The following is a 14,419-nucleotide window of genomic DNA, read 5'->3' on the forward strand; positions in this document are numbered from 1 at the left end:
AGGGGACCCGGAAGGAGCGCGCTTCCACACGCATACGCCGCCTGTAAACGTATCGTAAGGCCCGCCTGCCCCTGCCGCCGTGCGCCTCGTCCTCCTCGCCGCCCTCGTCCTCGGGCCGGCCCTCGCGCTCGCGCAGGAGTCGCCGGCCGTCGCCGCCGCGCGTGGCCACTTTCGGGAGGCCGGAGCGCGGGCCGCGACCGACGACCTGGCCGACCTCCACCCGACGCACGTGCACGAGGACGCTCGGACCGGGCTCACGTTCGTGACGCTCGTCCAGCGCCACGCCGGCGTCGAGGTGTTCGGGACGGCGGCGACGGCGGCCGTGTCGCGCGGCGGGCGCACGCACTCCGCCCCGCCCCCGTTCGAGCGCGACCTCGCCGAGCGGGCGGGGCCGTCGACGCCAGCGCTGAGCGGGGCGGCCGCCGTCGCCGTCGCCGAGGGCGTCGCGCGGCGGGCGCTGGCCCGGTCCGCCCCGCCCGGGCCGCCTGCCCTCACCGACGACCCGGCCGTTGACGCCCGAGCGGCGGCCGAGGCGGCGGCCCGGACCCGCGCCGTCGAGGCCGGCGAGCCGCGGCTGGGCTACCACGAGGCGGCCGACGGCGCGCTCCGCCTCGCGTGGGAGGTCGTCGTGCGCGGGGTGGGCGGGGCGGCCGTGCTCCGGCGCGTCCGCGTCGACGCGCTCACGGGCGCCGTGCTCGCCGACGACGACCTCGTCGTCCACGACGCGTGGCCGGCGGCGCCCACACCCGCCCCGCCCGCGGCCTCCGCCCCGCCCGTGTTCCTCGACGCCGGGCGGGGCGGGGCGGCCCGGGCCGGCGCCTACCGCGTGGTCCCGTTCCCGTTCGAGAGCCCGGACACGGACGGGTTCGCGCTCGTCGCCGACCCCGCCGACCCGGCGGCCTCCCCGCTCGGGTGGCACGACGACGGGGATCAGACCTACACCGTCACGCGCGGCAACAACGTTTACGCCTACCTCGACGCCGATGACGACGACGCGCCCGATCCCGGGTCAGCGCCGGACGGCGGGCCGTCGCTCACGTTCGACTTCCCGTTCAGTCCCGACGCCCCGGTCCGGCAGAACGGGCCGGCCGCCGTGACGAACCTGTTCTACTGGAACAACGTGGCCCACGACGTGGCCTACCGCTACGGGTTCGACGAGGCCGCGGGCAACTTCCAGGTCACGAACGTGACCGGGGCCGGGCAGGGCGACGACGCCGTCCGGGCCGAGGCCCGCGACGGGTCGGGGTCGAACAACGCCAACTTCGGCACCCCGCCCGAGGGGCGGCCGCCGCGGATGCAGATGTTCGAGTGGCGGGGCGGCGCCCAGCTCCGGGTGACCGCGCCGGCCGCGCTCGCCGGACCGTTCCCGTCGCTCGCCGCCGGGTTCGGGCCGCCGGTCGGATTTTCCGGCCCGCTCGTCCCGACGCGCGGGCCGGGCGGGGAGACGAGCGGGTGCCCCGGCCAGGTCACGGGAGACCTGACCGGCCGCGTGGCGCTCGTCGAGCGGGGCGGATGCACGTTCGTCGAAAAGGTGCTGGAGGCGCAGGCCGCCGGCGCCGTCGGCGTCGTGGTCTACAACCGGACGGGCGCCGACGGCGGGGGCGACGTCCTCATCGTGATGAGCGGCACCGGCGACGGCGTCGTCGTTCCGAGCGTGTTCGTGGGGCGGAGCACCGGGCTGGCGCTGGCCGGCAGCCCCGCGCCGGTCGCGGTCGACGTGGCCCAGCTCGCCGACCGGCTGAGCAGCTTCGACGCCGGCGTCGTGGTCCACGAGTACGCCCACGGCATCTCGAACCGGCTCGTCGGCGGGCCGTCCGACGTGGGGTGCCTCTCGAACGGGGCCACGGACCCGGACGACCCGGCCGCCTCGCGCCCGGGCGAGCAGATGGGCGAGGGGTGGAGCGACTTCTACGCGCTCATGCTCACGCAGCGGTCCGGCGACACGGGCCGCCAGCCGCGCGGGGTCGGGACCTACCTCCGGTTCGAGGTCCCCGACGGCCCGGGCCTCCGCCCCGCCCCGTACTCGACCGACTTTGCCGTCAACGACTACACATACGCCGACGTGGTCTCGGGCGCCGCGTTCGAGCCGGCCGGCGCCCGCGGCCTCTCGGTCCCCCACGGCGTCGGGTTCGTGTGGGCCTCGGCGCTGTGGGAGATGACGTGGGACCTCATCGACACGCTCGGGTTCAGCGAGGACATCGCCGACGCCTCGGGCGGGGCGGGCAACCAGGTGGCCCTCAACCTGGTCACGACCGGGCTCAAGCTCACGCCCTGCACGCCCGGTTTCGTCGACGGCCGCGACGCCATCCTGGCCGCCGACGAGGCGCTCTACGGCGGCGCCCACGCCGACCTTCTCTGGAACGCCTTCGCCCGGCGCGGCCTGGGCCTCGACGCCCGCCAGGGCTCGCCGGAGAACCCGAACGACGGCCGGGCCGGGTTCGTGACGCCGAGCGGGGCGGGCGCCGTCGCGCTGTCGCAGACGGCCGCCGTGGCGACGGTCCGCCCGGGCGCGTCGGAGACGGTCGAGGTGGTGCTGCGGAGCGCGCGCGAGACCGACGACCAGTTCGCCGTCGTCATTGAGGAGCTCCCGCCGTGGGTGACGGTCGAGCCCGTGGCCGGCGTGCTCCCGGCCGGCGGCGAGGTCGTGCTCCGCGTCACGCTCCGGCCCTCCCCGCTCGACACGGGCCGCCTCACGGCGACGGTCCCCGTCGAGGTCGACGCAGCCACGCGGCTCCGCCTGTCCGTCCGCGTGGCGACCGACGGCGGCGTCGAGGGGACGCACGACCTCTCGGCGGTCGGCCCGAACCCGGCCCGGACGGAGGCCCGGTTCACGCTGGCGGTGCCCGCGACGCAGCGGGTCGAGGTGGCCCTGTACGACCGGCTGGGCCGGCGCCTCCGGGCGTTCGCGGCGCAGCTCGACGCCGACACGCGCCGGTCGTTCGCGGTCGACGTGGGCGGGTTGGCGTCGGGCGTCTACGTGCTCCGCGTCGAGGGCGAGGCGTTCGGGGAGTCGCGGACGCTCACGGTCGTCCGCTAGCCGCCCCGCCCGAAGCATTCCACCCGCCCCGCCCGGCCGTTCCACCCGGGGCGAGTCCTGAGATCGGCCGGGCGCGGACCGCGAGGGCGGGGCGGGGCGGTTCACAGACGCCCCGCCCCGAGCCCGCCCCATGCCCACCGCCCTCCTCTGGCTGAGGTCCGACCTCCGCCTCGACGACCACGCCGCCTTACGAGACGCCGCCGCGGCCGCCGGGCCGGGCGGCCGGCTGCTCGCCGTCTACTGCCTCGACCCGCGGCACTACGAGCCGACGGCGCTGGGCGTCCCCAAGACCGGGGCGTACCGGGCGCAGTTCGTGCTCGACGCGCTCCGCGACCTCCGCCGGTCGATGCGCGGGCGGGGCGGCGACCTCGTCGTCCGCCTCGGGCGGCCCGAAGACGTCCTCCCCGCCCTCGCGGCCCAGAGTGGGGCGGCCACGCTCCACCTCCACGACGAGCCGATGCAGGAGGAGGCCGACGTCGAGGCGGCCGTCCGCGACGCGATGCCGGGCGGGGTGGACGTCCGCGAGGGGCGGTGGGGGCACACGCTGGTCGACCTGGACACGCTGCCGTTCCCGGTCGCCGAGGCGCCCGACGTGTTCTCGCCGTTCCGCAAGGCGGTCGAGAAGGCCCCGGCGCGCGAGCGGTACCCGGCGCCCGTGCCCGCGCCGGACGCCCTCCCCGCCCCGCCCGACGGCGTCGAGCCGGGCGAGATCCCAGACTCCGTCGCCGCGCTCGGCCTGGAGCCGCGCGAGCCCGACACGCGGCGTGGGTTCGCCGTCCGCGGCGGCGAGACCGAAGGGCTGGCCCGGCTGGACGACTACGTGTGGGGGCTCGACCGGCTGCGCACGTACGAGGAGACGCGGAACGGGATGCTCGACCCGAACGACTCGTCGAAGCTCTCGCCGTGGCTCTCGAACGGGTGCCTCAGCCCGCGCCGCGTGCAGGCCGAGGTCGCGCGCTACGAGGCGACGCGCGAGAAGAACAAGAGCACCTACTGGCTCACGTTCGAGCTGCTGTGGCGGGACTTTTTCCGCGTCTACGGCGCCAAGCACGGCGACCGCCTGTTCTGGCCGTCCGGCCCGAAGGGCGAGCGCGGCGTCTCGACGCGGCTCGACCGCGCCCACTACCAGGTGTGGTGCGACGGCCGGACCGGGCTCCCGCTCGTCGACGCGTCGATGCGCGAGCTGAACGCGACGGGGTTCATGTCGAACCGGGGCCGCCAGAACGCGGCGAGCTTTTTCGCCAAGCACCTCGGCCTCGACTGGCGCGCCGGCGCGGCCTACTTCGAGAGCCTGCTCGTGGACTACGACCCGACGAGCAACTGGGGCAACTGGGCCTACGTGGCCGGCGTCGGGAGCGACCCGCGCGACCGCTACTTCGACGTCGAGCTCCAGGCGAAGAAGTACGACCCCGAGAGCGCGTTCATCACGCACTGGCTCCCGGAGCTCGCTGGCCTCCCGCCGGCCAAGGCCCGCGAGCCGTACCGGATGACGGAGCCCGAGCAGGAGCGGTACGGCGTCCGCCTGGGGCACGACTACCCCGCCCCGATCGTCGACTACGACCGCGTCACGGGCCGGCTCCACGCCGACGCCCAGGCCGGCCAGCGGCCGGGGTCCGGGCGGGGCGGGGCGAAGGGCCGCCGGGGCACGCGCCGCGGCCGACGCTGAACCGCCCCGCCCGCCGCCCCGCTCGGTCGCGGGTGGAACCGGCGGGCGGGGCGGCGACTCTCACGGGACGCCCCACCGCCCCGCCCATGCCTCAGAAAGCCCTCGTCGTCATCGCCGGCCCGACCGGCGCCCCGACCGCCTCGCTCGACCGCCTCGACGAGCACCTCCGGGCGGGGTGGCGCGTGGCGCAGGCCACGCCGATGGGCGGGGGCGGGGCGACCGACGGGTTCGCCTCGCTCGTGGTGCTGGAGCGGGCCACGGAGACCGAGGCCGAGGCGCTCATTGAGCAGATCGAGGAGGAGCTCGACGAGACGGCCGGCGACGGCGGCCTCGACGTGCAGGACCCGCTCTTGCGCCGGATCGTCGAGGAGGACGAGTAGACCGCCCCGCTCCCGCCCCGCCCGACGAGGGCGGGGCGGGAGAGCCCGCGCCGCTGGCTGAGAGCGGAGCAGACGCGCCCTCCTCTCTTCCTCGTCTCCCGCCCCGGGCGGGGCGGCGGACCGTGGGCGGGGCGGCGGACCGTGGGCGGGGCGGCTGACTCCACGCCGCCGGGCGGGGCGGCCTACCGCCGGAGCGCCCGCCGCGCGAGGGCGCGGAGCGCGACGGACCCCGCGCTCGCGGCCACGACGCCGACCGCGATCCGCTCGCGGGGGTCCGGCGGCGGCACCGACACGACGCCGCCCGCGTCCGTCACCGCCGGCGAGCCGACGTAGCGGCCGTGCGCGGGGACGGCCCGGCGCTCGAACTCGGCCGCGAGGCGGGCCAGACCGCGCCGGAGTTCGGCGCCACGGAGCGGCGGGCCGTGGCCGGTCCCGGCCGCTTCGGGCTCCAGCGCCGCCAGCTCCCTCACCGAGTGCCGCGCGGCCGTCCAGTCCGGCGTGAAGTACGCCGGCGGCCCCTGGACCGTCGGCCGCTGCAACGCGACGGAGATCAGCGACTCCTGCTTCGTGGTCACGAACGCGTCGCCGGCCACGAGCGTCCGGTCGGCCTCGCGCCAGAGCGAGACGTGGCCCGGCGCGTGGCCCGGGGTCCAGATCCACCGCCACCCGGGCATGTCCGGCACCGCCCCGCCCTCGGGCAGTGCCCGCGCGCGGTCGCCCAGGTCGATCGGCCGCTTGGGGTAGAGGAACGAGAGCGCCGCGAGCGCGCCGCCGCCGACGGTCGGGTCGGGGGGCGGGTAGGCCGAGCGGCCAGTGAGGTACGGGAGCTCGAGCGGGTGCGCGTAGACCGGCGCGTCCCACGCCTCGGCCAGCGCCTCCACGGCGCCCACGTGGTCGAAGTGGCCGTGCGTGAGGACGATCCCCGACGGCCGTGCGCTGGCCCCGAACCGCCGCGCCGCCGCCTCGCGGATCGCGTCGGCCGAGCCCGGAAGGCCGGTGTCGACGAGCACCCACCCGCGGTCGCCCGCGCCGGGCGGGCCGACGAACAGGACGTTGACGATCCCGGTGCGGAGCGAGACGAGGCTGTCGGCGACGGGGAGGAGGCGGTCAGGCATGGCGGGCGCGGAGGGGCCAGGCCAACCGGCCGCCCCGCCCGCCCGTTCCGGCCGCTCCCCCGAACCGCGCCTGGGGCGGGGCGGAAGGCAGACGCCCCGCCCTCGCACGGTGGGCGGGGCGACCGGCTCGGGCACCACGGGCAGGGCGAGACCGCCGGCCACAGAAATGCCCTCGGGGACGCTGGCCGCCCCGCCCTCGACGGACACGGCAGCGGCGCCTCGGGCGCGGGCGGGGCGGTCCGGCACGGGCGGGGCGGGCGCCTATCCCGCCGCCCCGCCCGCTTGACAACGCAAAGCGGACGCTCTACTTTGGGTTTCAAAGCCCGCCGCCATGACCGACCGCCCCGCCCTCCGCCGCCGCGAGCCGGCCGTCGCCCCCGAGGCGTCGGCGGCCTCGCACCTCCGGTTTATCCGCGAGACGATGGAGCGGACCGGGACCTTCACGGCCGTCCCCGGCTGGGGCGGCGTGGCGATGGGCGCAACCGCCTTCGTGGCCGCCGCCGTCGCCGCGCGGCAGCCGACCGTCGCCGACTGGCTGACGGTGTGGACGGCCGAGGCGCTCGTCGGCCTCCTCATCGGCGCCTGGGCCACCGTGCTGAAGGCGCGGCGGGGCGGGGCGGCGCTCCTCAGCGGGCAGGGCCGGAAGTTCCTGCTCGGCCTCCTCCCCGCCCTCCTCGTCGGCGTCGCGCTCACGCTGGCGGTCTACGGGTACGACCTCGCCCCGGGGACGTACGCGCGGGAGGCCCCGCTCGCGACGGTCAGCCGCCACCTGCTCCCCGGAGTGTGGCTCCTGACCTACGGGGCCGGCGTGCTCGCGGCCGGCGCGTTCTCGATCCGGCCCGTCCCGCTCATGGGGTCGCTGTTCATGCTGCTCGGCGCGCTCGCGCTCCTGGCCCCGCCCGCCTGGGGCGACGCGTTCATGGCGGCCGGGTTCGGCGGGCTCCACGTCGTCTTCGGCGTCCTCATCGCCCGGAACCACGGTGGCTAAACGGTCCCTCTCCCGCCGCGCGGCCCGCCCCGCCCCGGCGGTCCCCGACCTCGACCCGCTCGTGCACCAGCGCGTGCGGCTGGGGATCCTGAGCGCGCTCGCGGCCGGCGGCGCGACCTCGTTCACTGACCTGAAAACGGGGCTCGACCTTACGGACGGCAACCTCTCGGTCCACGCGCGGAAGCTGGAGGAGGCCGGCTACGTCGCCGTCTCCAAGACGACGGCCGGCGCCCCGCTCACCGAGTTCTCGCTGACGACCGCGGGGCGGCGGGCGCTGACGGACTACCTCGACCAGATGGAGGCGGTCATCCAGGCCGCGCGGCCGTCGTGACGCTTTTTTTCTTGCCCCTCTACTTTGCAATCCAAAGCGTGACACCTGCCGACCTCCGCACCAACCCACCCGCGCCTACCGCGAGCGCCCCGCCCCGCCCCGCCGCTGCGGCGAGAGCAGGGTGGACGTGGGCCGAGGCGCTGTGGCCCGAGCATCCATGCGTTCCTCTGGACGAGAGAGACGGGCGGACCCGCCTCGGCAGACGGCCCCGCCTCCCGCTCTCACCCCGCTGCTCCCGCCCCGGCGTTGCGTGCAACGCCGCTACAGTGCCCACATCCCCTTGCTTGCTATGCCTGCTCACTTTGAAACACAAAGTACCGCCACCCCGCCCGGCCTCCACGTCGCGTGCGTGATGGACGGGAACGGCCGCTGGGCCGAGCGCCGCGGGCGCCCGCGGGCCGCCGGCCACCGCGCGGGCGCCGAGGCGCTCCGCCGCGTGGTCGAGGCCGCGCCCGGCCTGGGCGTCGGCGTGCTGACGGTCTACGCTTTTTCGTCGGACAACTGGCGCCGCCCCGCCCCCGAGGTCTCGTCGCTGATGGCGCTGCTCTCGGCCCACCTCCGTGCCGAGGCGCCGCGGCTGAAGCGCGCGGGCGTCCGCCTGCAGCTCGTCGGGCGGCGGGACCGGCTGCCGGGCGCGCTCCGCGCGGCGGCGTGCCGGGCGGAGTGGGAGACGCGGGCGGGGCGGCGCCTCCTGCTGCGCGTCGCCGTCGACTACTCGGCGCGCGAGGCCATCTGCCGCGCGGCGCACGCGCTCGCCGCCCCGCCCGGCGCCGAGGGCGGGGCGGTCGCCAAAGCCGAGGGCGGGGCGGTTCCCGACGCCGGCCGGCGGTTCGAGGCCGCGCTCGCGGCGGCGCTCCACCCGGACGGCGCGCCCGCCCCGCCCGTCGACCTCCTCGTGCGGACGGGCGGCGAGCGGCGGCTGAGCGACTTCCTCTTGTGGGAGAGCGCCTACGCCGAGCTCCTGTTCCTCGACGCGCTCTGGCCCGACGTGACGGCCGCCACGCTCCGCGCCGCGCTCGCCGACTTCGCGGGCCGCGACCGCCGCTTCGGCGGCCTCGCCGCCTGACGCCACCCCGCCCCGCCCTCTGGCCCTGTACGGGCGGGGCGGCCAGCGCCCCCGCGGTGTCACGGACCCTCTGCTCATCCCCCCATCCCGCACCCCTCCATCCCTCCCCGACCATGATCAAACGACTCCTCGCCATCGCCTTCATCTTCCTCTGCTGCTCCCTCGCCTGGGTGTTTTTGGGCAGCACCGTCGTCCACCGCACGCAGGCGTCCGACTCCGCGGTGCGGAGCGACGTGGGCGAGATGTGGGGCGGCCCGCAGGTCCAGCGCGCGCCCTCGTTCGCGCGCCTCGACGACGTGACCGGGGTGGAGACGCGGACCGAGCCGACCGGCGAGCCCGACGGCTCGACGCGGACCGTGACCGAACGCGTCACGCGGACCGTGCGGACGGCCGCCCCGCTCCAGTCCAGCGACGTGACGGCGGACCTCGACCTGGAGCAGCGCCAGCGCGGCCTGCTGTGGGTGCCGACCTACGCCGTCCGCTTTGACGGCTCGTACCGGGTCCAGAACGACGGCGACGAGGCGGGGCGGTTCGCGTTCGCGTTCCCGCTCCCCGACCGCTCGCCCGTCGTCACTGACCTCGCCCTCGACGTGGACGGCGGGGCGGTCGAGGTGGACGCGGCGGGCGGGGCGCTCGGGCACGAGGTCGAGCTGGAGCCCGGCGAGAGCGCCGTGTTTCGCGTCCGGTACGGGTCGCAGGGCGTCGAGACGTGGCGCTACGCGTTGAGCTCGGGCGGGGCGGTCGTGTCGAACGAGACCGACCGCTACGGCGAGCCCGCCCCGCCCCGCCCGGCCGCCGCGGGCGGGGTGGCGACGGCCCGCGACGTCCGCCTCGTGGTGACGACCGACGCCGACGGCATCGACTTCCCCGCCGGCACGCTCGCGCCGACCGCGAAGGCCCGCGACGGCGGCGGGTGGCGGCTCGTGTGGGACTACGGGACGCTCGTGGCCTCGGCCGACCTGGGCGTGGCGCTCCCGCAGCGGCTCAACCCGGGGCCGTGGGTGAGCCGCGTGACGTTCTTCGCGCCGGTGAGCCTGTTCCTGTTCTTTTTCGCCGTGTTCGTGCTCTCGCTGCTCCGCGGCGTCCGGCTCCACCCGATGCACTACTTTTTTCTGGGCGCGGCGTGCTTCGCGTTCCACCTCCTGCTGGCCTACCTCGTGGACGTGGTCTCGGTCGGCGCGGCCATGGTCGTGGCGTCGGCCGTGAGCCTCGCGCTCGTGGTGTCGTACGTGCGGCTGGTGGCGGGCCTCCGGTTCGCGCTCGTCGAGGTGGGCGGGGCGCAGGCCGTGTACCTCGTCGCGTTCGCGGCCACGTTTTTCCTGGAGGGCTTCACCGGGCTCGCCATCACGCTGCTGTCGGTCGCCACCCTCTTCGTGACGATGCAGGCGACGGGCCGGCTGGACTGGGAGGCCGTCCTCGCGAAGCCCGAGACCTCCGCAGGAGACGGCGTAGCCAGCGCCGGCCCGGGCGGGGCGGCCCGCCGCGTCCGCCCCGCGCCGGAGCCCGCGTAGGGCTCGGCCGCCCCGCCCTCGCTCTGCGGGCGGGGCGGGCGGCTCTGCCTCGCCCGGGCATCGGGAACGCCCGGACTCGCCCTGCCCGGCCGCTCGGGGAGGATCAGCGGGCGGGGCGGCCGGTTTAGGCCGGCCTCCCCCCACCCCGCCCGATGGACTGGCTCGACCTGTTGCAGTGGCCCGCGTTCGCCGTCACCGTCGTGGCGGGGTGGCTGGTGGCCGCCGACGACCGGCACAAGCGGCTGTGGGGGTTCGGCCTGTTCCTGGTCTCGAACGCGCTCTGGGTCGCGTGGGGCTGGAGCGCCGCGGCCTGGGCGCTCGTCGCGCTCCAGGTGTTCCTGCTGGTCACGAACGTCCGCGGCGTGGCGGACAACCGTGAAGCGGACGGCGCAGCCAACCGCGAGGGCGGTGAGTCCACGGCGGATCCGTAGGTCCGCGGCGTCTGAGGGGCGGGGCGGGGCCTTCCTGCCGAGGCGGGGGCGGGGAGGGCGCTCCTGCCTCACTGATCGACTGATCCTACGGACCCACCGGCCTCACGGCGCCAGCCGCTCGGTGCGCCACCCCGCCCCGCCCGTGGAGCCGGGCTCGCGGCGGTAGACGTGGCGGTCGTGGAGCCGGCTCGGGCGGCCCTGCCAGAACTCGACGGCCTCGGGGACCACGCGGTAGCCGCCCCAGAACGGCGGGCGGGGAGGGTCGTCGGGGTGCGCGGCCTGGGCGTCGGCGAGGCGCTGGTCGAGGACGGAGCGGTCGGGGATGACCCGGCTCTGCGGGCTCGCCCAGGCGCCGAGGCGGCTCCCGCGCGGGCGGCTCGCGTAGTAGGCCTCGACCTCGTCGTCGGCCACGCGCTCGACGCGGCCCTCGACGCGGACCTGCCGCTCGAGCGCCGGCCACCAGAACACGAGCGCGGCGCGGCCCGAGGCGTCCAGCTCGCGGCCCTTCCGGCTCTCATAGTTGGTGTAGAACGCGAACCCGCGCTCGTCGACGCCCTTCAGGAGCACGACTCGGGCCGAGGGCGCGCCGTCCGCGCCGACGGTCGCCAGCGTCATCGCGTTGGGCTCGGGGACGTCGGCGGCCTGGGCGTCGGCGAACCACCGCTCGAAGAGCGCGAGCGGGGTGGCGGGGAGGTCGGCGGCGTCGAGCGCGCCGCGCTCGTAGCTCTCGCGGAGGCCGGCGACGTGATCGGGCGGGGTGGAGGCGGACATGGAACGGGCGGACCCAAAGGGCGGGGTGGGGGTTCGCGTAGGACACGCCGGCCCGCCCGTTTGGGTCCGCCCCGCCCACGCCTCCTGCCTCCCGATCCGATGCCCGACCCGCCGCTCTCCGCCGTCCCCCGCCCCGCGGCGCCCGCGCTGCCCGCGCGCTCGGCCGAGCCGCACCTCAAGACGTGGCGGCGGTTCGCCCCGCTCGGGCTCGCGTCGGTCGGGTTCGGGCTCTCGCTGGTCGGCGAGGCCACGCTTCGGAAGGGGCGGGGCGAGCCGTTCGTGCTCTACGGGACGGCCGCGCTGTGCGTCGTCAACGCCGGGCTGTGCCTGTTCGGGGAGGCCGTCAAGCACCGGGCCGTCGCGGACATCCTTCGCCCCGCCCCCTGAGAGACTGTTTGGTAGCCGGTTTCGAGGCTCCTCCCCCCAGCGGGGGGAGGCTGGGAGGGGGGACCCGAGGCGGCCGCCCCGCCCTCGACGGCCGCTCCGATGTCTGTCCCCCACCCCGGCCCTCCCCCGGTGGGGGAGGGAGAACCTCTACCAAACAGTCTCTGACTGGTCCGCCCCGTGAGGGAGCGGGGGCGGGGCGGCAACGCGGCCGGCCGTCGGGTGTCTCGACCGGCGCCGGACCGTCCGCCCGGTAGCCCCTGAGCCCGCCCCGCCCATGCGCCTCGCCCCGCTCGCCGCCCTCCTCGTCGCGCTCCCGCTCGCGGCGCAGCCCGCGCCCGCCGACAGCGCCCGGGCCGTCTGGCTCGCACCTCACGTCGCGCCGCTCGACGGGCTCCTGGCCGACCCGGCGAGCGCGGCCGGCGGCCCGTTCCTCGACGCCGTCGCCGGCGCCCGCGTCGTCGCCCTGAGCGAGCCCACGCACGGCGACGGCGCGGCCTTCCTCGTCCGCAGCGCGCTCACGCGGCTGCTCCACGAGCGGGGCGGGGCGGAGACGCTCGCACTCGAAGCGTCCGGCCTCACGGAGGCGCTCCCGCTCACGTCTCCCGCCGACGCGCTCGCGCGGATCGACTCGGTCGCGCCTTACGTGTGGACGACGGCGCGGGAGGCGCGGGCGGGGCTGGCCTACGCCGCCTCGACCGCTGGCTCGCCCCGCCCGCTGCGTGTCGTCGGCCTCGACGTGACGCCGCAAACGGGCGGGGCGGCGGCTTGGGACCAAGTCGAGCGGGCGCTCGCCAACGCGGGCGCCCTCGACGGCCGGTGGCCCGAGGTCCGGCGCGTGCTCGGCGCCTACTCGCGGTTCCAGCGCCCCGCCGTCTCCGACTCGCTCCGGGACGAGATCGAGGGCGCCGTCGCCGACTACCGCGCCGCGCTGAGCGGGGCGGGCGCCGAGGAGGAGGGCCTCGTTCTCGGCGGCTTCCTGGCGGCTGCGGCGCAGTTCTGGGTGCAGCGCTCGACGCCCCGCGACCGCCAGATGGGCGAGAATGTCGCGTACCTCGCACGCGGCTCCGCCACCCCGCTCGTGGTGTGGGCCGCGTCGTCGCACGCCGTCCGCCGGCTCGCGGCCGTCGACAACCTGGACCCGGCGTGGAGCTACGACGAGGCGGTCACGATGGGCGACGCCGCCTCGGCCGCGCTGGGCGACGGCTACCGCGCGGTCGCCTTCACGGCCTGCGGCGGAGCCTGGGGCGCCGCCCCGCTCGACCTGCCCGTCGAGGCCATTCCGCCCCCGTCGCCGGGCAGCCTCGAAGCGCTCGCCTGCGCCGCCCCGTTCGAGACGGCCGCCTTCCTCGACCTCCGCGCGCTCGCGCAGACGGAGGCGGGCGCCTGGCTCAACGCCCCGCTCCTGGCCCGGCCGCTGGGCTACACCGAGATGCGGGCGGGGTGGCCGCTCGTGCTCGACGGCCTCGTGGTGATCCGCGAGATGACGCCGGCGAGGGCGACCGAGTAGGGGCGGGTGCCCCCCCACCCCGCCCCGCCGAACTGTGCGGGCGGGGCGGTGGGCTAGCCGGCCCAGGCGCGGACGCGGTCCGCCGCCGCCAGCCCCTCCTCCAGCGCGAGGTGCACGCGTCCCTTGCCCGCCGTGTAGTCGCCGGCGAAAAACAGGCCGTGGGCGGCGGCCGCCTCCAGCGCGTCCGCGTCGGCGGCGCCGTCGGGGAGCGAGTAGCGCCACCGCTGCGTGTCGGTCCACGCCGGGCCGGGGAGCGGGCCGACGAGGTCGGCGACGGCCTCGGCGGCGGCCGCCACCACGTCGGCCTGCGCGTCGTCGTAGTGGGCCTGCGTCCAGGCGTCGGACATCTGCGCCAGGACGATGTGGGCGCCGTCGGGCGCCCGGTTCGGCTTGTCGCTCTCGAACGCGAGCCAGGCCACGTCGTGGCCGCCGCCCCGCCCGCCGTGCTCGTCCGCATTAACGAGCGCGTAGAACGCGCCCGGCCGGTCGAGCGGGGCGGTGATCCCCCAGGCGACCGTGAACTGCGAGCGGTAACCCGCCCCGCCCAGCGCGCGCGCGAGCGCCTCGCCGTCCGCCCCGCCCACGTCGCTCTCGCGGAGGAGGCCGGCCGTCTGCGGCGCGGGCGGGGTGAGGAGGACGGCGTCGAAGGTCCCCGCGTGGCCGTCGTCGGTCTCGACCGTCCACGCCCCGCCCTCGCGGACCAGGCGCGTCACGCGGGCTCCGTTGCGGAGGTCGAGGCCGGGCGTCGCGTCGCGGAGCCGCCGGCCGAGGTCGGCCATCCCGTCGGGCCACGTCCAGCGCAGGCCGGGCTCCGCCCGCGCGCGGTCGGGGCGGAGCCGGCCGTCGTCGTCGAACGGCCACACGGCGCCCTCAACGTCGACCACCCCGCCCAGGCTGCGGACGAGGCCGGCCGCGCGCGAGTCGGCGTCGGGGCTGAGGTACTGGGCGCCGTGGTCGAACCGCCACCGGAACGGCTCGCCGTCCGGCCCCGGCGCGTCGCGCCAGCGCGTGGCGGCGCGGCCCGAGACGCCGCGGCTCTTCTCGAAGACGGTGACGGCGACGCCGGAGCCGGCGAGGGCGTGGGCGGCCGCGAGCCCGGCGGGGCCGGCGCCGACGACGGCGAGGGATCTAGACACGGGCGGGGCGGCCCTGGAGGGCGGGGCGGTGGGCGCGGGGGGACGCCGCCCCGCCCGCGAGCGGTTCCCCACCCCGCCCGCGGGAGGAGGAGA

General features: G+C 77.1%; 13 protein-coding genes. 10 read left to right on the forward strand and 3 right to left on the reverse strand.

Annotation, left to right across the window (positions count from 1 at the left end):
* The first annotated feature begins 79 nt into the window (after positions 1-79).
* The 3 genes from RQM47_RS03005 (at position 80) to RQM47_RS03015 (ending at position 5,083) form a co-directional block, all read left to right on the forward strand.
* A complete protein-coding gene (locus tag RQM47_RS03005) occupies positions 80-3,037 on the forward strand; it encodes a M36 family metallopeptidase (protein ID WP_314007305.1) in 2,958 nt (985 codons plus the stop codon).
* A 130-nt stretch (positions 3,038-3,167) separates the two neighbouring features.
* The gene (locus RQM47_RS03010; RefSeq protein WP_314007308.1) at positions 3,168-4,703 is read left to right on the forward strand and encodes a DASH family cryptochrome; all 1,536 of its coding nucleotides are present in this window, start codon (positions 3,168-3,170) and stop codon (positions 4,701-4,703) included.
* Between the two features lie 86 nt (positions 4,704-4,789).
* Entirely contained in the window at positions 4,790-5,083 is a 294-nt protein-coding gene (locus RQM47_RS03015) for a hypothetical protein (RefSeq protein ID WP_311662997.1), read from the forward strand.
* A gap of 182 nt (positions 5,084-5,265) precedes the next feature.
* On the opposite strand, the gene RQM47_RS03020 is transcribed toward RQM47_RS03015, so the two are convergent.
* Complete coding sequence (locus tag RQM47_RS03020) at positions 5,266-6,198, reverse strand: MBL fold metallo-hydrolase (RefSeq protein WP_311662996.1); 933 nt, start codon at positions 6,196-6,198, stop codon at positions 5,266-5,268.
* 331 nt (positions 6,199-6,529) lie between these two features.
* Between RQM47_RS03020 and RQM47_RS03025 the strand changes: the two genes are divergently transcribed.
* The 5 genes from RQM47_RS03025 to RQM47_RS03045 all read left to right on the forward strand — a co-directional run bounded on the left by RQM47_RS03025 (position 6,530) and on the right by RQM47_RS03045 (position 10,525).
* Positions 6,530-7,186: a hypothetical protein gene (locus RQM47_RS03025; RefSeq protein ID WP_311662995.1), complete on the forward strand. Its 657-nt coding sequence runs from the start codon at positions 6,530-6,532 to the stop codon at positions 7,184-7,186.
* Positions 7,179-7,517 carry a transcriptional regulator gene (locus tag RQM47_RS03030; RefSeq protein ID WP_311662994.1) on the forward strand — a complete coding sequence of 113 codons (339 nt, stop codon included), beginning with the start codon at positions 7,179-7,181 and terminating at the stop codon, positions 7,515-7,517. The genes RQM47_RS03025 and RQM47_RS03030 overlap by 8 nt, the downstream gene beginning before the upstream one ends.
* A 289-nt stretch (positions 7,518-7,806) precedes the next feature.
* On the forward strand, positions 7,807-8,583 hold the full coding sequence (gene uppS, locus RQM47_RS03035; protein WP_311662993.1) for a polyprenyl diphosphate synthase: 777 nt from the start codon (positions 7,807-7,809) through the stop codon (positions 8,581-8,583).
* A 113-nt stretch (positions 8,584-8,696) separates the two neighbouring features.
* A complete protein-coding gene (locus RQM47_RS03040; protein ID WP_311662992.1) occupies positions 8,697-10,094 on the forward strand; it encodes an inner membrane CreD family protein in 1,398 nt (465 codons plus the stop codon).
* A 152-nt stretch (positions 10,095-10,246) separates the two neighbouring features.
* Positions 10,247-10,525 carry a hypothetical protein gene (locus RQM47_RS03045; RefSeq protein WP_311662991.1) on the forward strand — a complete coding sequence of 93 codons (279 nt, stop codon included), beginning with the start codon at positions 10,247-10,249 and terminating at the stop codon, positions 10,523-10,525.
* A gap of 102 nt (positions 10,526-10,627) precedes the next feature.
* Here RQM47_RS03045 and pdxH read toward each other — a convergent pair whose 3' ends face one another.
* A complete protein-coding gene (gene pdxH, locus RQM47_RS03050; RefSeq protein WP_311662990.1) occupies positions 10,628-11,296 on the reverse strand; it encodes a pyridoxamine 5'-phosphate oxidase in 669 nt (222 codons plus the stop codon).
* A 99-nt stretch (positions 11,297-11,395) separates the two neighbouring features.
* Here pdxH and RQM47_RS03055 point away from each other — a divergent pair, with 99 nt between their 5' ends.
* Together RQM47_RS03055 and RQM47_RS03060 are read left to right on the forward strand one after the other, a co-directional pair.
* Complete coding sequence (locus RQM47_RS03055; protein ID WP_311662989.1) at positions 11,396-11,683, forward strand: hypothetical protein; 288 nt, start codon at positions 11,396-11,398, stop codon at positions 11,681-11,683.
* A 274-nt stretch (positions 11,684-11,957) separates the two neighbouring features.
* Positions 11,958-13,190, forward strand: a complete 1,233-nt coding sequence (locus tag RQM47_RS03060) for an erythromycin esterase family protein (RefSeq protein WP_311662988.1) — start codon at positions 11,958-11,960, stop codon at positions 13,188-13,190.
* Between the two features lie 53 nt (positions 13,191-13,243).
* Here RQM47_RS03060 and RQM47_RS03065 read toward each other — a convergent pair whose 3' ends face one another.
* The gene (locus RQM47_RS03065) at positions 13,244-14,326 is read right to left on the reverse strand and encodes an NAD(P)/FAD-dependent oxidoreductase (protein WP_311662987.1); all 1,083 of its coding nucleotides are present in this window, start codon (positions 14,324-14,326) and stop codon (positions 13,244-13,246) included.
* Between the last annotated feature and the right edge of the window lie 93 nt (positions 14,327-14,419).

Origin of the sequence: Rubrivirga sp. S365 (assembly GCF_032248475.1) — a bacterium.
In the GTDB taxonomy this organism is placed as follows: domain Bacteria; phylum Bacteroidota; class Rhodothermia; order Rhodothermales; family Rubricoccaceae; genus Rubrivirga; species Rubrivirga litoralis.